The following is a 23145-nucleotide window of genomic DNA, read 5'->3' as shown; positions in this document are numbered from 1 at the left end:
AATGGAACGGACGTATTATTGCGGGGAAGTGCCGGAAACGGCCGTCGGCGAGCGTGTCGTGCTCAAAGGCTGGGTGCAAAAGCGCCGCGACTTAGGCGGCCTCATTTTCATTGACTTGCGCGACCGAACGGGCATCGTCCAAGTTGTCGCCAGCCCGGACGTGTCGGCTGAAGCGCTGGCGGCAGCGGAGCGCGTGCGGAGCGAATATGTTTTAAGCGTCGAAGGAACGGTCGTCGCCCGCGCGCCGGAGACGGTCAATCCGAACATCGCGACCGGCCGCATTGAAATCCAGGCGGAACGAATCGAGATCATCAACGAGGCAAAAACACCGCCGTTTGCGATTTCCGATGACACGGATGCGGCGGAAGACGTGCGCTTAAAATATCGGTATTTGGATTTGCGCCGCCCAGTGATGTTTCAAACATTGGCGCTTCGGCACAAAATCACAAAGACGGTGCGCGACTTTTTGGATAGCGAACGCTTTTTGGAAATTGAAACGCCGATGTTGACGAAAAGCACGCCGGAAGGGGCGCGCGACTATTTAGTGCCAAGCCGCGTCCATCCGGGCGAATTTTACGCCTTGCCGCAGTCGCCGCAAATTTTTAAGCAGCTGCTCATGGTCGGCGGCGTGGAACGGTATTACCAAATCGCCCGTTGCTTCCGTGACGAGGATTTGCGCGCTGACCGCCAGCCGGAATTTACGCAAATCGACATCGAAATGTCGTTTATCGAACAAGAGGATATTATCGATTTAACCGAACGGATGATGGCCGCGGTCGTGAAAGCGGCAAAAGGGATCGACATCCCGCGCCCGTTTCCGCGCATCACGTATGACGAGGCGATGAGCCGCTACGGCTCGGACAAACCGGATGTGCGCTTTGGCCTGGAACTTGTTGACGTGTCGGAAATCGTCCGTGATTCAGCGTTTCAAGTGTTCGCACGCGCCGTCAAAGAAGGAGGCCAAGTGAAGGCGATCAACGCGAAAGGCGCTGCCCCCTGCTATTCGCGTAAAGATATTGACGCCTTAGGCGAATTTGCCGGCCGCTACGGGGCGAAAGGGCTCGCTTGGCTCAAAGCCGAAGGCGAAGAGCTGAAAGGACCGATCGCCAAGTTTTTCACCGATGAGGAACAGGCGGCGCTGCGTCGAGTGCTCGCTGTCGAAGACGGAGATTTGCTTTTGTTTGTCGCCGACGAAAAAGCGGTCGTCGCCGCGGCGCTCGGCGCGTTGCGGCTGAAGCTTGGCAAGGAGCTCGGCTTGATCGACGAAGCGAAGTTCGCGTTTTTGTGGGTGACCGATTGGCCGCTTTTGGAATATGACGAAGAAGAAGGGCGCTATTACGCCGCCCACCATCCGTTTACGATGCCGGTGCGCGACGACATTCCGCTGTTAGAGACAAACCCAAGCGCCGTCCGCGCGCAGGCGTACGACCTCGTCTTAAACGGCTATGAGCTCGGCGGCGGTTCGCTCCGCATTTTTGAGCGCGACGTGCAAGAAAAAATGTTCCGCGCTTTAGGGTTCAGCGAGGAAGAGGCGCGCCGCCAGTTCGGATTCTTGCTTGAGGCGTTTGAATACGGCACCCCGCCGCACGGCGGCATCGCTCTTGGCCTCGACCGGCTGGTGATGTTGCTCGCTGGGCGCACGAACTTGCGCGATACGATCGCGTTTCCGAAAACGGCGAGCGCGAGCTGCTTGCTTACCAAAGCGCCGGGGCCGGTCAGCGCCAAGCAGCTCGAGGAGTTGCACTTGGCGGTTGTGCTTCCGGAAAAAGAATAATGGCGCTGCTGGAAAGATCGGCGGCAAGTGTTCACAAACTCTCAAAAATATGATACAATCAAAGCAACAAACCGTCCTAATGTGTTCGTCGAATCACCGATCGTTTTGACCGAACAGTTAATGATCCGGGAGCTCGGGGTTTCCAAGCGGCGTGCACGCCTCTTCGTCACAGGGGAAGCGCAAACCTTGGAACAGGGCACCCACCTATGGGAGAGCGGGTTCAAAACGAAGGCATCGACGGCACGATTGGGACTGGCATACATCAAGGAGTCAACAACATTTCCCCTATGCGGATGGCCGTGTAGGGGTTTTGTTTTGCCAGCAAAATGCCGTTGCCTCTTTTGCTGTCTTGATGGTAGGATAAAAAGCGGCATAAACAACAATTTTGAAGCAAACGGAGAGGAGAACGATGCTGCACCAATTTTCCCGCAATGAACTCGCGATTGGCCCTGAAGGGTTGGAACGCTTAAAAAACGCCACCGTCGCTGTCCTTGGCGTCGGCGGCGTTGGGTCGTTCGCCGTCGAGGCGCTCGCCCGTTCCGGCATTGGCCGATTGGTGCTTGTTGATCGCGATAACGTCGATATCACCAACATCAACCGGCAAATTCATGCGTTGCTCTCGACCATTGGGCGTCCGAAAGTGGAGCTCATGAAAGAGCGCATCGCCGACATCAACCCGGCGTGCGAGGTGATCGCTTTGCAAATGTTTTATACGGAAGAGACGTATGAGCAGTTTTTCGCCTATGATCTGGATTTTGTCATCGATGCGTCCGACACGATTGTGTACAAAGTGCATTTGATGAAACAATGCCTCAAGCGCGGCATTCCGATCATCTCCAGCATGGGTGCGGCGAACAAAATGGATCCGACCCGGTTCCGCATTGCCGATATTTCGAAAACACACACCGATCCGATCGCGAAAGTCATCCGCGCCAAGTTGCGCAAAGAAGGGATCCGCCGCGGCATTCCGGTCGTCTTTTCCGACGAGAAGCCGGTGAAAATCCGCGAAGATGTCCGCCAGGTCGTCGGCAATGACGCTTCGCCGATCCGCAAGGCGAAAATGCCGCCGTCTTCGAATGCTTTCGTTCCATCGGTTGCCGGGCTCATTATGGCTTCCTACGTGATTCATCGTCTATTAGAGGGAATTCCCATAAGGCGCGTTGGCGACGATTGAACTACTCCACCTTCATTTCGAACAAAATGGGAAGGTGGAGATTCCTGTGAACATCGGTGCATTCACCGGTTTGTTAGCGGGCGTTGTCCGTCGTTCCAGCGGTGAAAACGTGTCCCGATGCTTGTTGGGGCACCTTCTTTTTTTATGAATGGGCGAGCGATTCGTTCGATCCGTTCGCCTCGGTGGCAAACAGCTGGGCAAGAGAGAAGCGGTCGCCTTCTTCGGAAGCGAGCTGGCGGGCGCGGGCCATAATTTTCACGAGCGCCTCATAATCTTCTTGCACGGTGGTCTGCCTCGTTTCAAGGCGTTCGAGTTTTTGAGCAAGCTGTTCGTTCCGCGCCTGCCATTCCGCCCGCTCGCGTTTCAGGCGCTCGTTGTCCTGGCGGATCGCTTCCATCTCCTCGATGCCGCGCCGCAATGTTTGCAAAAATGAAATGCACTGCTCCAGTGTCAATGGGGCCGCCGGGAGAAAAGGCGATGACCCTTCGGCGTTGTCCCGTTCTCCAGAAGGACTCCAAGCAGCAACCGTGTTGTCTTTTTGCCACTTTTTCATCATTTCGAGCGCCCGTTTCCGTTCTTTCCGCTGCTTTTTTGCCTGTTCAATCGCCTCAAGGTACCGTTTGCGCACCTCGGCGTTCCAACGGAATCCGCATGCTGCCGCTGTGCGGTGCAGTTGTCTCCCAACGTCTTCAAAAGCGGCAAGTTGCGTTTTTCCTTCGCGTATATATTGCAGCACCGTTTCAGCCAACAGTACATCTTCTTCGTGTGACCAGGCATCCTGTCTTGTTTTCATGTTGTCCACCCCATCAAATGGTAATATTGATATGGTCATAGTTTTTCCGTTTGATTTCCACTTTAAACTTCTCCCTTTTCATTTTTCCCATTTTCATGTATTATAGAAGTAGTTTTGTATGACCGGTCAGTTCAAAATAATTAGACTGATTGGTCAAAATCGTAGGATGAGAGGTGGCACGATGACGTTTTTGACTAGGTTCAGTTTGAAAAATGCGGCAGCCGTGTTTGTGTGTTCGTTTTTGTTGTTGCTCTTAGGGCTGTATTCCTTTTCCTCCTTAAAGGTTGATTTGCTGCCGAACATTGAATTTCCCCAGTTGTCGATTGAAGCGGTCTATCCTGGGGCTTCTCCGCAAGACATGAATGAGGAAGTGACGACTAAGCTCGAGGAAAAACTGAAGTCCCTTGACGGGCTTAAGCAAATGCAGAGTTCTTCCTATGAAGGAATGGCCGTTATTAATCTTGAATTTCCGTTTCGGACGGATATGGAGAAAATGGAGCGGCAGGTCGAATCGCTCATTGATAAGGCAGGATTGCCCGACAATGTACAAACTGAAGTCAATCGGTTTTCATTTGGTTCCATCCCGATTTTCAACATTTCCTTGTTCGCCAAAAACGGAACCGATCTGCAAACGTTGCTGGAAACCGAAGTGATTCCAGAACTGAATAAAATCGACGGGGTGAACTCCGTTTCGATCGGCGGAGACAGCGAGCGCCTCATCCGGATCACAGTCGACCGGAAAAAGGCCGCTCAGGCGGGATTGACCTTGTCAGAGATTAAAAACCAAATCAACGAAAAGGTGTTGGTGTTCCCGGCTGGAACACTGCGAACGGATACATGGCAAATTCCGGTTCGCGTCGAAGAAAAATTGAGTACCATCCATGAGTTGAAAAATCTGAAACTCGTGCCGACGGCTGTTCCTATGGCGGCAAATGGATTGCAGCGCGTTGCGCCCGTCAAGTTGGGGGATATTGCGACGATTGAGGAAGTCAACGAGCAAAGCGAATTCACCCGCTATAATTTGAAGCCATCGCTGTCGATGGCGGTGACGAAAAAACAAGATGCCAATACGATTGAAGTGGCAGACCAAGTCATAAAAGTGCTGAATTCCTACAAAAATCAGTTTGATTATTCCATCGGGTTTGATTCGTCAGCTGGCATTAAACAATCCGTCGAATCGCTTGTCCGTGAAGGGCTGCTCGGGGCGCTGTTCGCTTCGTTGGCCGTATTGCTCTTTTTGCGCAACGTTCGGGCGACCGTGATTGCAATCGTCTCGATTCCGCTCTCGCTGCTTGTATCGGCCATTTTTCTCAACCGGATGGACATTACCCTCAATGTCATGACGCTTGGCGGCATGGCCGTCGCCGTCGGCCGCGTTGTGGATGACAGCATTGTCGTGATCGAAAATATTTTCCGCCGCGTCCGCCGGGAGAAAACAGGCATGAGCGATGATTTAGTCGAGCAATCAACGAAAGAAATTGTCAAAGCGATTGTGTCCTCGACCATAACAACGGTTGTCGTCTTTTTGCCTCTCGGGCTTGTTGGGGGCATTACAGGGGAATTTTTCCTTCCATTTGCCTTGACGATTACGTTTGCCCTGCTGGCCTCTCTGTTGGTGGCCGTGACGCTTGTGCCCATTTTAGCCAAATTTTCGTTTCGTCGTGTTCCGCCCGAGGAAAAGGAAGGAGCGCTTCAGCGTCTGTATGGCCGAATCATTGAATGGGCGCTCAACCATAAAGCGATTGTCTTTGTGTTGTCGGTTGTGCTATTGGTTGGTTCATTGGCGCTCGTGCCGAAACTTGGATTTACGTTTTTGCCGAACGAAGAGCAGAAAACGCTGGTGGCGAGCATCGAACTGCCAGCTTCCACATCGGTGGCCAAAACGAATGATGTGTCGCTGGAGATGGAAAAGATGTTTTTAAAACGAAGCGATGTCAAGAGCGTCACCGCCGCGGTGGGAAGCCGCGATTTCCGCACAGGATTGAAACGGCCCAATCAAGCCAGCTATTATATTCTATTAAAGGACAGCGCTGACACCGCGAAAACCGTGGCCGTTTTCGAAAAAGAAATGCGCCGCATCGCGAATCAACTCGCGCCAGGAGCCAAAGTGGGCGTGCAAGAGATGTCGAGCGGAGGGCCGCCAACGAATAATAACGTGAATATTGATTTATACTCCAATGATTTGGAGGCGCTCCAAACAGCAGCCAAACAGGTCGAGACGTATTTAAAACAGCGCGATGATGTCAAAGATGTGACGAATAACTTGACGGAAAAGCAAAAACAAGTGATTGTCGCCATTGATCCGGAAAAGGCGGCAACTTATGGCGTTTCGGGCATGCAATTGCTCGGGGCGGTGGCCGATGCGACCAAACCGGTCGATGTGGGGACGCTGAAACTCGGCGGCAAGGATGAGCAAGTCGAACTTTCGTATGATAAAACGTTGGGATCGATCGATGAGTTGAAAGAGCTTCCTATTGTGACGAGAAATGGAGTGATTCCACTTTCGGCTGTCGCCGAAGTGAAAGAGGCGCAAGTGTATACATCCATTCAAAAGCTGGACGGAAAAGTGTTTGCCCGCGTATCCGCCCAAATTGTCGGTGACAACATCCAGAAAGTAACGAATGATGTTACCAAACATGTAAACGATTTGAAGCTTCCATCCGATGTCACAGTGAAAACGGGCGGCGGAAGCGACGAGACGGTGCAGACGTTCCGCGAGCTCGGCGTGGCCATGGCGGCTGCCATCGGACTTGTGTATTTGACGATGCTGATTACATTTGGCAAAGTGCGGGTGCCGCTGATCATTTTATCTTCGCTTTTGTTTGTTCCCATCGGTTCGCTGTTCGCTTTGTATGTGACCGATGAGCCGCTTTCCATCAGCGTCATGATCGGCTTGTTGATGCTGATCGGCATTGTGACGACCAATGCGATCGTGTTGGTGGACCGAATCGGGCAAAACCGCGAACAAAAACGGATGACGGTGCGAAGCGCCATCATTGAAGCCGGCAAAACGCGGCTGCGGCCGATTTTAATGACGGCCTTTGCGACCGTGACAGCGCTCATTCCGCTTGCGCTGACGAATGAAGCCGGCACCTTGATTTCCAAAGGTCTGGCAATCACGGTCATCGGCGGCCTGACGTCGTCGACGTTATTGACGCTTGTGTTCATTCCTGCGATGTATGAGGCGTTTTTCTTCCGGACGGCAAAAGGCGAACCGATGGCGAAATGACAGGGCTGGATGGCCGGATAACGGGCCGTCCGGCATTTTTTTTCATTGTACGATCGACTATAATGGACAATAAATGATGGGGTAAGGAAGGAGAAAACATTGGGACGGAAAGAGGATATTATTGCAACTGCGATGAAATTATTCGCCGAAAAAGGCTATCACGCCACCTCCATGCAGGAAATTGCCGAGCGGAGCGGTGTAGCCAAAGGTTCGATTTACAATTATTTCAAATCAAAAGAAGAGTTGGCCGTATCGATTTTCCGCTATCATTATGAAATGCTGTTTCAGCAGCTTAAACAAATCGAGACTGATCCCGCCTTAACCGCGCGCGAGCGGTTTTGCCGCCAGTTGACTGTACAAATCCAGCTGTTTGACGAACATAAAGAGCTGGTGCAAATGCAGTTGGGCGAACAAGCCGTGAAGGTGAGCCATGAGGTGAAGCATCTGGTGTTTCGCATCCGCGCCCATACGCTCCACTGGTATCGCCGGGCGATTGAAGACATATACGGCGAACAAGTGCGTCCGGTTTCGTTTGATTGCGCGGCGATGCTCAACGGAATGCTGAAAGAGTATCTGATTTACTTGGCGGTAGACCGAAAGCCGCTGCTTCCTGAGAAGCTTGCCCCATTCTTGCTCGATCGGCTTGATGCCATCGTTGCCAGCCTGCTTGACGGCAAGACGGGGTTGCTCGATGAAACGATGATGGCGGATTACATTGCTGCGGCGACCCAAGAGCGGAATCAATGGAAAGAACGAGCCATCAGCTGTTTAGAGCGCATGGCGGCGATGCATCCGGTTGAAGACGACATTCTTCGCTCGCTGCACTTATTGAAGGAAGAGATCGAGAAAGGGGAGGCGGCTAGGCCGTTTATGGTGGAAGCGCTCTTGCTCTATTTGGCGAAACACTCGCTTCCGCTGTACAATGAGTTGAAGGAGGCCATTGAACGCTATTTTGAGTAAAGCAACCCGCTTTCCCCGCGGGGAGGCGCCGATGGCTGGGAGCGTTCCTCTCATTCCAGCCGCAACCGCCCATTCAAGCCCAATGGATCACTAGCCTTGAATGGTGTCTGCTAAACAGAGCATCCAGCTTAAGGAGGGATCGGCATGCCCAAAACGACGGAGCCGCTCGCGCTGCGAATGCGGCCGCGGACGATCGATGAAATCGTCGGGCAGCAGCACATGATCGGCCCGGGGACGCCGCTTTATAAGATGATCAAAAAAGGGTATGTCCCGTCCATGCTGTTGTATGGCGGACCAGGAACCGGGAAGACATCGCTCGCTTACGCCATTGCCCGCACCGCCGGGCGCGAATGGGTCGCCCTCAATGCGACGGCCGCCGGCAAAAAGGAGATCGAAGAAGCAGCCGAAGCGGCGCGTTGGTCAGGCAATGTCATATTATTTATCGATGAAATCCATCGGCTGAATAAAGCGCAGCAAGACGTGTTATTGCCGCATCTGGAATCCGGGCTCGTGACCTTGATTGGCGCCACAACGGAAAACCCGTTTCACGAGGTCAATCCCGCCATCCGCAGCCGCTGCGGGCAAATCCAGCAACTGAAACCGCTCAAGACGGACGACCTCATGATCATTCTGAAACGGGCGCTCGCTGATCCGGAGCGAGGGGTCGGCGAGCCACCGGTTGTCATTGATGAGCCGTTGTTATGGCGCATTGCGGAGGCAGCCGGCGGGGATGCACGCGTCGCGCTTTCGCTTCTGGAGGCGGCGGTGGCGGCGGCCGATGAACGCCACGGCCGCTTGTATATTGATGAGGGCATCGTGGCTTCATGCACCGCAAACCGCGGGTTCACCCATGACAAATATGGCGATCATTATTATTCGTTGTTGTCCGCGTTTCAAAAAAGCGTGCGCGGCAGCGATGCCGATGCCGCGCTTCATTATTTGGCCCGTCTGCTTGAAGGCGGAGACTTGGCGGCTGTCTGCCGGAGACTGCTTGTGATGGCTTATGAAGACATCGGACTTGCCAATCCGATGATGGGCGTGAAAGTGCAGGCGGCGGTCGAAGCGGCGGAACGTCTCGGGCTGCCGGAAGCGCGCATTCCGCTTGCGGTAGTGACGATCGAACTTTGTTTAAGCCCGAAATCCAACAGCGCTTACAAGGCGCTGGACGCTGCTATTGCCGATGTCCGTTCCGGCAAGCTCGGCGATATTCCTGCCCACTTAAAAGATGCCCATTATAAAGGGGCGGCCGCGCTCGGGCATGGACAAGGCTACTTGTATCCGCACGACTACCCAAACGGCTGGGTGGCGCAGTCTTATTTGCCCGATGGCCTTCAAGGCGTCCGGTACTACCAGCCGAAAGAGCATGGCGAGGAAAAATATTACGCCAAGGTGTACCGGCGGCTTGAGCAATTGAAACAAGAGGGCAAGGTTGGGCCGTGAACGCAAGAGGCTTTTATGGTATAATAACACAAGTGATTGACTGAACAGAGGAGGCGCTTGTTTCCCATGGCTGCGCTGGGGCATTGATTTTGCCGGTTCGCTCGTCATGTCGTTGGGCATTGTCTTGACGATTAAGGCCGATGTTGGCTGCGCGCCGTGGGATGTTCTTCATATCGGGCTGCAACGAAAGCACGCTCTTTTTTTGTGTGACGATCGGTTCGATTGTCGGTTTGGCGCTGCCGCAATGCCGGAAAATGACGGGCCGCTTGCTTGGGACGACCAGCGTTCGCGTGCAATGGTTAAGCCGTTAGGAGGGATATGAATGAAGATTTCGACGAAAGGCCGGTATGGGCTGACCATTATGATTGAATTGGCGAAAAAGTACGGCGATCGTCCGATCTCGCTTCGCTCGATCGCCAAGGCGAACAATTTATCGGAACATTATTTGGAGCAGCTTGTCACGCCGCTGCGCAACGCCGGGCTCGTCAAAAGCATCCGCGGAGCGTATGGCGGCTATGTGCTCGCTGAACATCCGACGAAAATCACCGCCGGCGACATTTTGCGCGTGTTGGAGGGGCCGCTGACCCCGGTCGAGGAGCTCGAGGAGGAAGAGCCGGCGAAGCGCGAGCTATGGATTCGCATCCGTGATGCGGTCGAGGAAGTGCTCGACAGCACGACGCTCGAGGACTTGGCGAAGTATAGCGATGGGGATGAAGGGGCATATATGTTTTATATTTAAGCAACAGAAAGGAAAGGAAAGGAAAGGAGAATGACCGTTGGAACGGATTTATTTGGACCATGCGGCAACCTCCCCGGTCCATCCGGACGTGGCGGCCGGTATGGTCCAGTGGATGACGGAACAGTTCGGCAACCCGTCAAGCATCCATCATTTTGGCCGGCAGAGCCGCCGCGCGGTCGATGAGGCGAGGGCCGTTGTCGCCCGTTCGATTGGGGCGAAAGAGACGGAGATCGTGTTTACAAGCGGCGGCACGGAAGCGGATAACTTTGCGGTCATCGGAACGGCCATAGCGAACCGCGGCCGCGGCAACCATATCATTACAACCGCCATCGAGCATCATGCGGTGCTGCGCGCTTGTGAATATTTAGAGACGCAAGGGTTTGAGGTTACGTATTTGCCAGTTGACGAACAAGGGACGGTATCGGTCGAGGATGTCAAGGCCGCGCTGCGCGATGAGACAATTTTGGTGTCGGTCATGTTTGCCAACAACGAAGTCGGCACGATCCAGCCGATTCGCGAAATCGGGGCGCTGCTTCGCGATCACCCGGCCTATTTCCATACCGACGCCGTCCAGGCGTACGGGCTTCTTCCGATCGATGTGAATGAATACGGGATCGATTTGCTGTCGCTTTCAGCTCATAAAATCAACGGCCCGAAAGGAAGCGGGGCCTTGTACGTTCGGGAAACGGTCCGCATCACTCCGCTCCTTTTCGGCGGCGAACAAGAGCGGAAGCGGCGCGCCGGCACGGAAAACGTCCCCGGCATCATCGGCTTGGCGCAGGCGGCGGAAATCGCTGAGCGAACAAGAGAAGAGAAACGTCGGCAATATGCGGCGTGGCGCGAGGCGATGCTTGCGATTTTCCGCTCCTCAGGGATCGACTATGCGGTCAACGGCCGCCCGGATGGCCTGCCGCATATTTTGAATGTTGCCTTCCCGGGAACGAATGTCGAATCGCTGCTCGTGAACTTGGATTTAGCCGGCATCGCTGCCTCGAGCGGGTCAGCATGCACCGCCGGGTCGATCGACCCGTCGCACGTGCTTGTCGCGATGTGCGGAAGGCAGTCGGAGCGCATCCGTTCGTCTGTGCGCTTCAGCTTCGGGCTCGGCAATACGATGGAACAAATCGAGCGCGCCGCGGAAGAAACGGTGAAGATCGTCAAGCGGCTTACAAACTGCTAAGGGGGTGAAACAGTATGAACAAAGCGCCGCACGAAACGCGCGTGGTCGTCGGCATGTCCGGCGGGGTCGACTCGTCGGTCGCCGCGCTGCTGTTGAAAGAACAAGGGTATGATGTGATCGGCATTTTTATGAAAAACTGGGATGACACTGATGAAAACGGCGTTTGCACGGCGACCGAGGACTACGAAGACGTCGTGCGCGTCTGCAACCAAATCGGCATCCCGTATTATGCGGTCAACTTTGAAAAGCAGTATTGGGACAAAGTGTTTACGTACTTTTTGGACGAGTACAAAGCCGGGCGCACGCCGAACCCGGATGTGATGTGCAATAAAGAAATTAAGTTCAAGGCGTTTTTAGAGCACGCCATGTCGATCGGCGCCGATTACATCGCAACCGGCCATTACGCCCGCGTCGAGTTTCGCGATGGCGAATATAAAATGCTGCGCGGAGCCGACCCGAACAAAGACCAGACATACTTTTTAAACCAGCTCGGTCAAGCCCAGCTGTCGAAAGTGATGTTTCCGATCGGCCATTTGCAGAAAGCGGACGTGCGCCGGATTGCGAAAGAAGCCGGGCTCGCCACCGCTGGAAAAAAAGACAGCACCGGCATTTGTTTTATCGGCGAACGTGATTTCAAAGAATTTTTGAGCCATTATTTGCCGGCCCAGCCGGGAGTGATGAAAACGCTCGATGGCGAAGTGAAAGGGCGGCATGACGGCGTCATGTATTACACGATCGGCCAGCGCCACGGCCTTGGCATCGGCGGCAACGGTGAACCATGGTTTGTCGTCGGCAAAGATGTGCGCGAAAATGTGCTGTATGTCGCCCAAGGGTTTGAAAACGAATATTTGTATTCCACCTCGCTAAAAGCGGTCGATGTCAACTGGGTGTCTGACCGCAAGCCGGAAGCGCCGTTCCGCTGCACGGCGAAATTTCGCTATCGCCAGCCCGATGTCGGCGTAACGGTCCACCCGCTTCCGGACGGCGGGGTGGAAGTCGTGTTTGATGCGCCGGCGCGGGCGGTGACGCCGGGGCAGGCGGTTGTTTTTTACAACGGCGAGGAATGCCTCGGCGGCGGCACGATCGACGAAGTGTTCCGCAACGGCGAAAAGCTTTGGTATGTTGGTTGACGGATGTGCCGGTGCGCACGATCTTCAATCAGGCTTTAGGCTGGGGGCCGTTGCTTGAAAATCACGTTGAATCAGGGGGGATGGGCGGTGGCCAATTTCAACGAACAAGGCTTGGCGTATATGCGCGAGGGGAAGTATGAGGAAGCCATCCGCTGTTTTTCCGCTGCGGTCGAACAGCATCCGGACGATCCGGCCGGGTACATTAACATCGGCACGGTTCTCGTTGCTGCCGGTGAAGACGAGAAGGCGCTTGACTGTTTCCGACAGGCGCTGAAAATTGACGAGCGGGCGGCGGCCGCGTATTACGGCATGGGTACAGTGTATTATAAGCGTGAGCAGTTCGCGAAAGCGAAAGATATGTTTGAGCGCGCGTTGGGGCTTGGTCTTGACGATGCCGATACGCATTTTATGCTCGGCATGTCGCTATGGCGGCTCGAGATGCCGCGGCTGGCGCTGCCGTATTTGCAGCGCGCGGCCGAGCTGAACGAGACGGACGCCGAAGCGCTGTTTCAGCTTGGCCTTTGCCTCGCCACTCTCGATTATGTCGATGAGGCGAAGCGCTATTTCGAAAAAACGTTGGAACTCCATCCGCGCCACGCTGATGCGTACTACAATTTAGGCGTCATTTATGCATACAAAGATGACCTTGATGCCGCCCGCGCCATGTTTGCCGCCGCCTTGGACGCTAAGCCAGATCACGTGCTTGCCGGATACGGAAAGAAACTGATGGAAAAGCGGCTTGCGCCGTAAAAAGGCAGGAGATGGCTGTTGCAAGAGCAACAAATCCTCGCCCTTGACGGACGCACGTTCATTAAAGGAGTGTGCTTGGCTGTTATTTTCCATAATGAGGAAACGTTGTACACGGTCGTCCGCGTGCGCGTTGAGGAAACGAACGAAGCGCCCGTTGAGGAGGAAGTCGTCGTCACCGGCTATTTCCCGCGTTTAAACGAAGGGGACGTCTACGTCTTTTACGGACAATTCCGCCAACATCCGCGTTTTGGCCGCCAATATGCGGCTAGTCAGTTCCGTAAACAGCTTCCGAACACGAAAGAAGGAGTCATTCATTATTTATCGAGCGGTTTGTTTAAAGGAATCGGCAAAAAAACGGCCGCCGCGATTGTCGAGGCGCTCGGCGAAAACGCGATCGCCGCGATTTTGCGCGACCCCAAGGCGCTAGAGCGTGTGCCGAAGCTGACGAAAAAAAAGGCGAAGCAGCTGTACGATGCGCTTCGCGCCCACGAAGGGCTTGAGCAAACGATGATCGCCCTCGCCCAGCTCGGTTTCGGCCCGCAGCTGGCCATGAAAATTTACCAAGCGTATGGCGAAGAAGCGATTGACATCATCCACGAGAACCCGTACCAGCTCGTTGAGGATATCGAAGGGATCGGCTTCGGCCGCGCCGATGAAATCGGGCGCCAGCTCGGCATTTCCGGCAGCCATCCGGCCCGGCTGCGCGCCGCCTCGTTGTTTGTCCTTGAGCAGGCGTGCTTGCAGGAAGGGCACGTTTATTTGCGCGAGGAAGAGCTGATGGACCGCATCGGGGGGCTGCTTGACGGAAGGCCGAGCGGTGCGGTGGATGGACAAGCGATCGGCCAGACGCTTCTTATGTTAAGCGAGGAAGGGAAGCTGATTGCCGAGCAAGGACGCTATTATCTCCCTTCGCTTTACTTCGCCGAGAAAGGGATCGTCTCAAACATTAAGCGGCTGCTCGGGCAGACGCCGCCGTCGGCGTTTGCCGAGTCGGAGTTTTTGTTGGCGCTTGGGGAGCTTGAGGAACGGCTCGGCATGCAATATGCCCCCCAGCAAAGGGAAGCGATCCAACAGGCGCTTTCTTCGCCGCTGTTTATTTTGACCGGCGGCCCGGGAACGGGGAAAACGACGGTCATCAAAGGCATCGTCGAGCTGTTCGCCGCCCTAAACGGTCTGTCGCTTGACCCGGCTGACTACAAACAGGGCGAGCCGTTTCCGGTGCTGCTGGCCGCGCCGACCGGCCGGGCGGCGAAGCGGATGAGCGAGGCGACTGGGCTGCCAGCGGCGACGATCCACCGCTTGCTCGGCTGGAATGGGGCGGAAGGGTTCAGCCGCGACGAGAACGAACCGATTTCCGGCAAGCTGCTTGTCATCGATGAGATGTCGATGGTCGACACGTGGCTCGCCAACCAGCTGTTAAAAGCCGTGCCAAACAGCATGCAAGTCATTTTCGTCGGCGATGAGGATCAATTGCCATCCGTCGGGCCGGGGCAAGTGCTGAAAGACTTGCTCCGCTCAGGCGTTATTCCGTTCGCTCGGTTGACCGAGGTGTACCGTCAGGCGGAAGGATCATCGATCATCGAGCTTGCTCATGAGATGAAGCGCGGCGTCGTGCCGGCCGATTTGACCGCTCCAAAGGCGGATCGCTCCTTCATTCGCTGCCGTGCGAGCCAAATCGTCGATGTCGTGCGGCAAATCGCTGACAACGCGCGCAAAAAAGGGTTTTCCGTCAAAGATATTCAAGTGCTCGCCCCGATGTACCGCGGTCCAGCGGGCATTGACCAATTGAACAAAGCGCTTCAAGAGCTGTTCAACCCGCCGGCTGAGGGAAAGCGGGAGCTGTCGGTCGGTGAGGTCGTCTACCGCGTCGGCGATAAGGTGCTTCAGCTTGTCAATCAGCCGGAAGACAACGTTTTTAACGGCGACATGGGCGAAGTCGTCGCCATTTTTTACGCCAAAGAAAATACGGAAAAGCAAGACTTGCTCGTCGTCTCGTTTGACGGCATTGAAGTGACGTACACACGGCAAGATTTAGGGCAAATCACCCATGCGTACTGCTGTTCGGTTCATAAGGCGCAAGGAAGCGAGTTCCCGATCGTCATTTTGCCCGTCGTCAAAAGCTATTACCGGATGTTGAAACGGAATTTGTTGTATACCGCGGTGACAAGAAGCAAACAGTTTCTCATTTTATGCGGCGAAGAGGAGGCGTTTCGATTCGGCGTCGCAAAACAAAGCGACGGAGCGCGTCAGACGACGCTCGCTGAGAAGCTGGCGGAGGCGGTGGCACCGTTTGTCGAGGTCGAACTGCCGCTTGAAGAGGCGAACATGGGGATGGAAAACGTTACGCCGTATGACTTTATGGGCGATGAGCCAAGCTAAAGGTGGCTGGAAAGGTGGGAGAACGATGCGGACGTTTTCCGACATCAAGGGACTTCCCATTTATGAGCAAACGACGGGAAAAATGGTCGGAACGATCGCTGACATTTGGTTTACCAGCCACGGCGCGGTCAAAGGGCTTGTCGCGGAACGGGGCGGCTTGTTCGGCCGCCGCCGCTATTTGCCGCTTTCAGCCGTGCAGTCGTTCGAAAACGACCGAGTCATCATCTGTGATGCAGACAGCTTCCAGCCGTTTCCTTCTCCTGACAGCGGCCACTCTCTTTACGGCGAACGCGGCCTCGCCGGCAGCATGGTTGTCGCCGCGGACGGAACAACGATCGGACTGTTGGAGGACGTATATTTTGACGGGCAATTGGGCAAAATTGACGGATACGAGATCAGCGAGGGATTTTTTTCCGATTTGACCGAAGGAAAGAAACGAATGGAGCTCGCTCCGTTCACCGCCAGAGAAGGCGTGGTCACCGTGGAAACAACGATGTAAGGAGAGTGGCTGTCCATGCTCATTTGCCCGAATTGCAAACGAAAAAATTTAGGGAAAATCGGTGTCAACCAGTACTACTGCTGGGATTGCTTTATTGAGCTGTCCGTCTCGAAAGGAATGATCCACGCCCATCAAGTGGAAGAAGACGGAACGTTGAGTTCTCTTGACGACTTGTTTGACGACCACGAACGCACGATCCAATTTTAGGGGGGACACGCATGAACCGGACGATGACGTCGCTGTTAGCAGTCGGATTAGGCGTCGCCGCTTATCAGCTCGCCCAACGAAACGATTGGATGAACGGTCGCACGATGCGGAGGATGCGCCGCCGCTTGATGCAAGCGATCCGCTGACGACGCTGCCGCCCTCGCCTTTGCGCGGGGGCGGCGCCTTGTGGTTGTCAAATAGTGCTAAAAGCGGTGAAGGCATATTTCCCGCCGCATCTCCTACACTAAACGGTAGGAGGTGTGGCGATGGGCGAGCAACAATGGCTGTCGTTCTTTCGCATCGGAAAATGGTTGCTCACGACGGCAATCATCTATTTGATCGTTCGGATGAAAGACGTTTGGTGGCCGGTCATCGATTTGATCGCAACGGTGTTGACGCCGTTTTTGCTGGCGTCGTTTATTACGTATTTGCTCTACCCGCTTGTGGAATCCATCCATCGCAAAGGAATGCCGCGCGCCCTTGCCATTTTGTTGATTTATTTGTTGTTTTTCGGTTCGGTCGGCTACGGCTTGTACCGCGGCGTGCCGCTATTCATCGCCCAGTTGCGTGAACTGGATGAACAGCTGCCGTCTTTGATGAATACATACCGCCAATGGGTGCGCCACATCCACGACGAGACGTCGAATTGGCCGCTTGAGGTGCACACGCGCATCGAAGCGATGTTTGCGCAGTTTGAGCAGGCGGCCGCCGCCGCCGTCACGATGGCGATCAATGCCGCCAAGGCGTTGATCGGTTCGGCGGCAACATTTCTTTTGATTCCGTTTATCGTCTTTTATATGTTGAAGGATATCGACGTGCTAAAAAAGGCGGTCTGGTATATGACCCCGAAGCGATGGCGCGAACCAGGGATGGCGTTTTTAAAAGATGTCGATGAGTCGCTCGGCGGCTACATCCGCGGCCAGCTGTTCGTCTGTGCAGCGATCGGTCTGGCAGCGGCGCTCGGCCTGTGGCTTGCCGGCATGGATTATCCGCTGTTGCTCGGCTTTGTCATTGGCGTGACGAACATCATCCCGTATTTTGGCCCGCTGATCGGCGCCGTTCCAGCGGTCATTTTGGCTGCCACCGTCTCGCTGAAAATGGTCGTGATCGTGCTTGTCATCATTTTTGCCTTGCAGTTTTTAGAAGGGAACGTCTTGTCGCCGCTTATCGTCGGCAAAAGTGTGCATATGCATCCGCTGGTCATTATGCTCGCCCTCTTTGCCGGCGGTGAGCTCGCCGGCGTGCCCGGCCTCATTCTCGCCGTTCCGACGGCGGCGGTGCTGAAAGTGGCCATCGCTCATTGGAAAGAGCATTACGCCCCACATTGACAAACAGCTGCTGCTTGTCTATAATCTTTCAATGAAAAAAGCGAATACATAACGCGATGACGGATCGAGTATGTTGCAGTCCATCTTAACGCGCGAGCTCGCGCACAGAGAGGAATTTCCGCGGCTGAAAGAAATTCCAGATGAAGGGCAACAGAAGGCTAATCCGGAGCGCAGGCAAAACCTGACGCAAGGCTGCGTTACGGCCAAAGAGGTGATGGGCGTTTTTGGCCCATAAACAGGGTGGTACCGCGAGCACGACTCTCGTCCCTGCAGGGGATGGGAGTTTTTTTATATAAAAGACGAAAGGGGAGGATCATCATGAAAAAGCTGACATCTGCCGAGGTGCGGCGCATGTTTTTACAGTTTTTCCAAGAAAAAGGACATACGGTCGAGCCGAGCGCATCGCTCATTCCGGTCGACGACCCGTCGTTGTTATGGATCAACAGCGGCGTCGCGACGTTGAAAAAATATTTTGACGGGCGCATCATTCCAGAAAATCCGCGCATTTGCAATGCGCAAAAGTCGATCCGCACCAACGACATCGAAAACGTCGGGAAAACGGCGCGCCACCATACGTTTTTTGAAATGCTCGGCAACTTTTCGATCGGCGATTACTTCAAGCGTGAGGCGATTCATTGGGCATGGGAGTTTTTAACAAGCGACAAATGGATTGGCTTTGATCCGGAACGGCTGTCCGTCACTGTCCATCCGGAGGATGAGGAAGCGTACAACATTTGGCGCAACGAAATCGGCTTGCCGGAAGAGCGGATCATTCGCCTCGAAGGAAACTTCTGGGATATCGGCGAAGGCCCGAGCGGTCCGAATACGGAAATTTTTTACGACCGCGGCGAAGCGTTCGGCAACGACCCGAACGACCCGGAGCTGTACCCGGGTGGGGAAAACGACCGCTATTTGGAAGTATGGAACCTTGTGTTTTCGCAGTTCAACCATAACCCGGACGGCACGTACACGCCGCTGCCGAAGAAAAACATCGACACCGGCATGGGTTTAGAGCGGATGTGTTCGATTTTGCAAGACGTGCCGACGAACTTTGAAACCGACTTGTTCCTGCCGATCATCCGCGCGACCGAGCAGATCGCCGGCGAGCGGTATGGCGAAGATCCGGACAAAGACGTCGCCTTTAAGGTGATCGCTGACCATATTCGCGCCGTGACGTTCGCGATCGGCGACGGCGCGCTGCCGTCAAACGAGGGTCGCGGCTATGTGCTGCGCCGCTTGCTCCGCCGCGCGGTGCGCTATGCGAAACATATCGGCATTGAACGTCCGTTTATGTATGAGCTCGTTCCGGTTGTCGGTGAGATTATGCATGACTACTATCCAGAAGTGAAAGAGAAAGCTGATTTCATCGCCCGCGTCATCCGGACGGAAGAAGAACGGTTTCATGAAACGCTTCACGAAGGGCTCGCCATATTGGCGGAAGTGATCGAAAAGGCGAAAGCGCAAGGAAGCGACGTCATTCCGGGCGAAGACGTGTTCCGCTTGTACGACACGTACGGCTTCCCAGTCGAGTTGACGGAAGAATACGCGGCGGAAGCGGGCATGACGGTCGATCATGACGGGTTCGAACGGGAGATGGAGCGGCAACGCGAACGGGCGCGTGCGGCCCGGCAAGATGTCGATTCGATGCAAGTCCAAGGCGGAGTGCTCGGTGACATTAAAGATGAAAGCCGGTTTGTCGGCTACGATGAGCTTGTTGCCGCATCGACGGTCATCGCCATCGTCAAAGACGGGCGGCTTGTCGAGGAAGTGAAAGCCGGTGAAGAGGCGCAAATCATCGTCGATGTGACGCCATTTTACGCCGAAAGCGGCGGACAAATCGCCGACCAAGGGGTGTTTGATGGCGAAACCGGAACGGCGGTCGTCAAAGATGTGCAAAAAGCGCCGAACGGTCAACATCTTCATGCGATTGTCGTCGAACGCGGAACAGTGAAAAAAGGAGCTCGCTATACCGCACGTGTCGATGAGGCGAAGCGGGCGCGCATCGTGAAAAACCATACGGCGACCCATTTGCTCCATCAAGCGCTGAAAGACGTGCTCGGCCGCCACGTCAACCAAGCGGGATCGCTTGTCGCCCCGGACCGGCTTCGTTTTGACTTCACTCATTTTGGACAAGTGAAGCCGGACGAGCTCGAGCGCATCGAAGCCATCGTCAACGAACAAATTTGGAAAAGCCTCCCGGTTGACATTTTCTATAAGCCGCTTGAGGAAGCAAAGGCGATGGGCGCGATGGCGCTGTTTGGCGAAAAATACGGCGACATCGTCCGCGTCGTCAAAGTCGGTGACTACAGCCTCGAGCTGTGCGGCGGCTGCCATGTGCCCAACACATCAGTCATCGGGTTGTTTAAAATCATCTCCGAATCCGGTATCGGAGCCGGCACGCGCCGGATTGAAGCGGTGACCGGGGAAGCGGCGTACCGCTTTATGAGCGAACAGCTGGCCATTTTGCAAGAGGCGGCGCAAAAACTGAAAACAAGCCCGAAAGAGTTGAATGCGCGTCTTGACGGACTGTTTGCCGAGCTGAAAGAGCTCGAGCGCGAAAATGAATCGCTTGCTGCCCGCCTCGCCCATATGGAAGCTGAGCACCTCACCCGTCAAGTGAAAGATGTAAACGGCGTGCCGGTGTTGGCGGCAAAAGTGCAGGCCAATGACATGAACCAACTGCGGGCCATGGCTGATGATTTGAAACAAAAGCTCGGCACGGCGGTCATCGTGTTGGCGTCCGCCCAGGGCGGAAAAGTGCAACTGATTGCCGCAATAACGGACGACTTGGTGAAAAAAGGATTCCATGCCGGCAAACTGGTGAAAGAGGTGGCATCGCGTTGCGGCGGTGGGGGCGGCGGGCGCCCGGATTTGGCGCAAGCTGGCGGCAAGGACCCAAGCAAGGTCGGCGAAGCGCTCGGTTATGTCGAAACATGGGTGAAATCCGTTTCCTAATTGGCGCGGATCGTGTACAATGGATGTAAAAGGACGGGGTGCCTGAATAAGGAGCGAGGTGGAAACGGTGAGCTCGTTTGACCAAACGATGCAGTTTCATTTTTCCGAGGAGCCGGCCGAGACGAACGTTCGCGAAGTGTTGTTGACGGTGTATGACGCCTTGCAGGAAAAAGGCTACAATCCGATCAACCAAATTGTCGGCTACTTGTTGTCTGGCGACCCAGCTTACATTCCGCGCCATAAGGATGCGCGTGCGCTCATCCGCAAAATTGAACGCGACGAATTAATCGAGGAATTGGTGAAATTCTATTTACAGGGGCAACGAAAGGATTAACCTGATGCGGACGCTAGGATTAGATTTGGGAACGAAAACGCTCGGCGTTGCCGTTAGCGACGAACTCGGCCTTACAGCGCAAGGATTGGAGACGATCGCCATTGATACGGAGCGCGGCGACTACGGCTTAAAGCGGCTGCGCGCCATCATCGATGAGTACGGCGTCGATACGATTGTCGTCGGGTGGCCGAAAAACATGAACGGCACGCTCGGGCCGCGCGCTGAGGCAAGCGAGCGGTTCGCCGCCAAATTGCGCGAGGAGTTTTCTTTGCCCGTTGTGCTTTGGGATGAACGGCTGTCGACGATGGCCGCCGAACGGATGTTGATCGCTGCCGACGTCAGCCGGAAAAAGCGGCGGAAAGTGATCGACAAAATGGCGGCGGCCGTCATTTTGCAGTCATATTTGGACAGTAAACGATAAATTGGAGGAGAAAACATGGAACACGGAGACCGTCATATTACCGTTGTCGACGAACATGGCAACGAGCAGCTGTGCGAAATTTTGTTTACGTTTGAATCGGATGATTTCGGCAAATCGTATGTGTTTTACTATCCGGTCGGCGTCGAGGCGGAAGATGAGAACGGCGAGACGGAAGTGCACGTTTCCGCCTTCATCCCTGGGGATGAGAACAAAGAAGGCGAACTGCTCCCAATCGAGACGGAAGAAGAGTGGGACATGATCGAAGAAGTATGGAATACGTTTTGCGCTGAACAGGAAGAGGAAGACGAAGACGACGAATAACGGACAGCAGAGGGGGCCAAAAGGATCGGGGCCCCTTTTCTTATTGGCGTATATGCGCTGAGAAACGATAAGTTGTGTTCCATGCAATGGTTCAGACATCTTCTTGTTTGTCCGACAAATGTTGCGAAGGGCTTCGATTGACCGGCGCGTTTCCTCCCCTGGCTTTGCATTTTTTGACCGTCAAGGGCGAAAAATGCGGAACTTTGTAGTATAATATGGCCGGGGTGAAAGGAGGAAAAAGATGAAACAGAACGATTTTAGGGCGCCAGAGGCGCGGCTTGTGCGGAAAATCGTCTTGATTGTCTGTGCTGTTCTGCTGGCGGCGCTTGTCATTGCCGGCGCCAGCAGTTTCTTATACATCCGTTCAGCGCTTAAGCCCGTCGACCCGAATGACCGCACCCCGGTCCATGTGTCGATTCCGATCGGTTCATCGGCGGCGGCGATTGCCGAGCAGCTCGAACAAAAGCGGCTCATTAAAAGCGCGGCCGTGTTTCGCTTATATGTCCGCTGGAAAAATGAATCCGGCTTCCAGGCTGGGGAGTATGAGCTGACGCGGGCGATGCCAATGGCGCGCATCATCGAGCTGTTAAAAACGGGGAAATCGCTAAAAATCGGATTGAAGCTCACCGTTCCGGAAGGGTCGCAATTGGTGCAAATCGCCGACATCATTGCCGCGAAAACAGGGTACAAACAAGAACAGATTATGAAACTGCTTAACGATCGTGCGTATATCGAACGGCTGATGAAAAAGTACCCAGATTTGTTGACTGATGCTGTTTTTCGGGAAGGCATCCGCTATTCGCTGGAAGGCTACTTGTTCCCGGCGACATATGTGTTTGCGGACGAAAAGCCGCCGCTTTCTGAGATCATTGAGGCGATGGTGGCGAAAACGGCAGCTGTGCTTGGCACATATAAGGCAGCGATGAAAGAAAAAAACATGTCGCCGCATCAGCTGTTGACGATGTCGTCGCTCATTGAGGAAGAGGCGACGGAAAAAGCTGACCGCGAAAAAATCGCCAGCGTGTTTTACAATCGGCTGCGCCGCGGCATGCCGCTTCAAACCGACCCGACCGTTTTGTACGCCCTTGGCGAACATAAAGAGCGTGTGTTGTATAAAGATTTGCAGGTCAATTCGCCGTACAACACGTACATGCATAAAGGACTGCCGCCGGGGCCGATCGCCAACGCCGGCGTAATGTCGATCGAAGCGGCGCTTGAACCGGCGGCGACCGACTATTTATACTTTTTGGCGACACCGGGCGGCGAGGTCATTTTTACGAAAACGTTGGCCGAGCATAACCGGGAAAAGGCGAAACATATTGGGAAACAATAGATCAAAACGGAAGTTGATGGCCAGCAGGGGAAACAGCTTCGTTTTTCCATTGTTTTGTGGTAGTATAGTTGAATAGACCAACGGATACGATGAGAGTCCTTTGCGGCTCTTATTTTTCATGACGACAAAGCGCAAATGCCGGGTTGTGGTTCAACCTTTGGCGAGCGCTTTTCAGTTTGCTGACGGCAGGGAGGAATTC

20 protein-coding genes, 1 other RNA gene and 1 pseudogene are annotated in these 23145 nt (G+C 54.5%); 21 read left to right on the top strand and 1 reads right to left on the bottom strand.

Annotation, left to right across the window (positions count from 1 at the left end):
- The first annotated feature begins 1 nt into the window (after window position 1).
- From aspS to BRO54_RS00425, 3 genes are all read left to right on the top strand, one after another.
- Entirely contained in the window at window positions 2-1774 is a 1773-nt protein-coding gene (gene aspS, locus BRO54_RS00435; RefSeq protein WP_074042766.1) for an aspartate--tRNA ligase, read from the top strand.
- A gap of 70 nt (window positions 1775-1844) precedes the next feature.
- Window positions 1845-2031, top strand: a non-coding RNA gene (gene ssrS, locus BRO54_RS00430) — 6S RNA.
- Window positions 2032-2183: 152 nt separating this feature from the next.
- Window positions 2184-2948 (top strand): tRNA threonylcarbamoyladenosine dehydratase, encoded by a 765-nt coding sequence (locus tag BRO54_RS00425; protein ID WP_014196406.1) that lies wholly within the window; start codon window positions 2184-2186, stop codon window positions 2946-2948.
- Between the two features lie 142 nt (window positions 2949-3090).
- Here the strand turns inward: BRO54_RS00425 and BRO54_RS00420 are convergent, their stop codons facing one another.
- Window positions 3091-3741 carry an RsfA family transcriptional regulator gene (locus tag BRO54_RS00420; RefSeq protein ID WP_074042765.1) on the bottom strand — a complete coding sequence of 217 codons (651 nt, stop codon included), beginning with the start codon at window positions 3739-3741 and terminating at the stop codon, window positions 3091-3093.
- Window positions 3742-3922: 181 nt separating this feature from the next.
- Here BRO54_RS00420 and BRO54_RS00415 point away from each other — a divergent pair, with 181 nt between their 5' ends.
- The 18 genes and pseudogenes from BRO54_RS00415 to mltG all read left to right on the top strand — a co-directional run bounded on the left by BRO54_RS00415 (window position 3923) and on the right by mltG (window position 22946).
- Window positions 3923-6970: an efflux RND transporter permease subunit gene (locus BRO54_RS00415; RefSeq protein WP_074042764.1), complete on the top strand. Its 3048-nt coding sequence runs from the start codon at window positions 3923-3925 to the stop codon at window positions 6968-6970.
- Window positions 6971-7069: 99 nt separating this feature from the next.
- Window positions 7070-7930, top strand: coding sequence for a TetR/AcrR family transcriptional regulator (locus BRO54_RS00410; protein ID WP_074042763.1), 861 nt, complete (start codon window positions 7070-7072; stop codon window positions 7928-7930).
- 144 nt (window positions 7931-8074) lie between these two features.
- A complete protein-coding gene (locus tag BRO54_RS00405; RefSeq protein ID WP_074042762.1) occupies window positions 8075-9370 on the top strand; it encodes a replication-associated recombination protein A in 1296 nt (431 codons plus the stop codon).
- 106 nt (window positions 9371-9476) lie between these two features.
- A pseudogene (locus BRO54_RS20320) lies at window positions 9477-9569 on the top strand (YitT family protein); the annotation flags it as partial.
- A gap of 123 nt (window positions 9570-9692) precedes the next feature.
- Window positions 9693-10109 (top strand): cysteine metabolism transcriptional regulator CymR, encoded by a 417-nt coding sequence (gene cymR / locus BRO54_RS00400; RefSeq protein ID WP_074042761.1) that lies wholly within the window; start codon window positions 9693-9695, stop codon window positions 10107-10109.
- A gap of 37 nt (window positions 10110-10146) precedes the next feature.
- A complete protein-coding gene (locus BRO54_RS00395) occupies window positions 10147-11289 on the top strand; it encodes a cysteine desulfurase family protein (RefSeq protein ID WP_074042760.1) in 1143 nt (380 codons plus the stop codon).
- Between the two features lie 14 nt (window positions 11290-11303).
- Window positions 11304-12419 (top strand): tRNA 2-thiouridine(34) synthase MnmA, encoded by a 1116-nt coding sequence (gene mnmA, locus BRO54_RS00390; protein WP_074042759.1) that lies wholly within the window; start codon window positions 11304-11306, stop codon window positions 12417-12419.
- A gap of 87 nt (window positions 12420-12506) precedes the next feature.
- Entirely contained in the window at window positions 12507-13169 is a 663-nt protein-coding gene (locus tag BRO54_RS00385; protein WP_074042758.1) for a tetratricopeptide repeat protein, read from the top strand.
- Window positions 13170-13187: 18 nt separating this feature from the next.
- Window positions 13188-15548, top strand: coding sequence for an SF1B family DNA helicase RecD2 (gene recD2, locus BRO54_RS00380; RefSeq protein ID WP_074042757.1), 2361 nt, complete (start codon window positions 13188-13190; stop codon window positions 15546-15548).
- A gap of 25 nt (window positions 15549-15573) precedes the next feature.
- Window positions 15574-16047 carry a PRC-barrel domain-containing protein gene (locus BRO54_RS00375; protein WP_074042756.1) on the top strand — a complete coding sequence of 158 codons (474 nt, stop codon included), beginning with the start codon at window positions 15574-15576 and terminating at the stop codon, window positions 16045-16047.
- A gap of 15 nt (window positions 16048-16062) precedes the next feature.
- The gene (locus BRO54_RS00370) at window positions 16063-16254 is read left to right on the top strand and encodes a hypothetical protein (protein ID WP_008881018.1); all 192 of its coding nucleotides are present in this window, start codon (window positions 16063-16065) and stop codon (window positions 16252-16254) included.
- A gap of 11 nt (window positions 16255-16265) precedes the next feature.
- Window positions 16266-16400 (top strand): YrzQ family protein, encoded by a 135-nt coding sequence (locus BRO54_RS00365; protein WP_020960688.1) that lies wholly within the window; start codon window positions 16266-16268, stop codon window positions 16398-16400.
- Window positions 16401-16520: 120 nt separating this feature from the next.
- Entirely contained in the window at window positions 16521-17582 is a 1062-nt protein-coding gene (locus tag BRO54_RS00360; RefSeq protein ID WP_074042755.1) for an AI-2E family transporter, read from the top strand.
- A gap of 318 nt (window positions 17583-17900) precedes the next feature.
- Window positions 17901-20537 carry an alanine--tRNA ligase gene (gene alaS / locus BRO54_RS00355; RefSeq protein ID WP_074042754.1) on the top strand — a complete coding sequence of 879 codons (2637 nt, stop codon included), beginning with the start codon at window positions 17901-17903 and terminating at the stop codon, window positions 20535-20537.
- A gap of 67 nt (window positions 20538-20604) precedes the next feature.
- Window positions 20605-20871: an IreB family regulatory phosphoprotein gene (locus BRO54_RS00350; RefSeq protein ID WP_015375467.1), complete on the top strand. Its 267-nt coding sequence runs from the start codon at window positions 20605-20607 to the stop codon at window positions 20869-20871.
- Between the two features lie 4 nt (window positions 20872-20875).
- Window positions 20876-21292, top strand: a complete 417-nt coding sequence (gene ruvX, locus BRO54_RS00345; protein WP_011232032.1) for a Holliday junction resolvase RuvX — start codon at window positions 20876-20878, stop codon at window positions 21290-21292.
- Window positions 21293-21307: 15 nt separating this feature from the next.
- The gene (locus tag BRO54_RS00340; protein ID WP_074042753.1) at window positions 21308-21613 is read left to right on the top strand and encodes a DUF1292 domain-containing protein; all 306 of its coding nucleotides are present in this window, start codon (window positions 21308-21310) and stop codon (window positions 21611-21613) included.
- A 241-nt stretch (window positions 21614-21854) separates the two neighbouring features.
- A complete protein-coding gene (gene mltG / locus BRO54_RS00335; RefSeq protein ID WP_074042752.1) occupies window positions 21855-22946 on the top strand; it encodes an endolytic transglycosylase MltG in 1092 nt (363 codons plus the stop codon).
- Window positions 22947-23145 lie beyond the last annotated feature (199 nt).

Source organism: Geobacillus proteiniphilus (genome assembly GCF_001908025.1).
In the GTDB taxonomy this organism is placed as follows: Bacteria; Bacillota; Bacilli; order Bacillales; family Anoxybacillaceae; genus Geobacillus; species Geobacillus proteiniphilus.
This window is presented reverse-complemented; position numbering and strand designations above follow the sequence as displayed.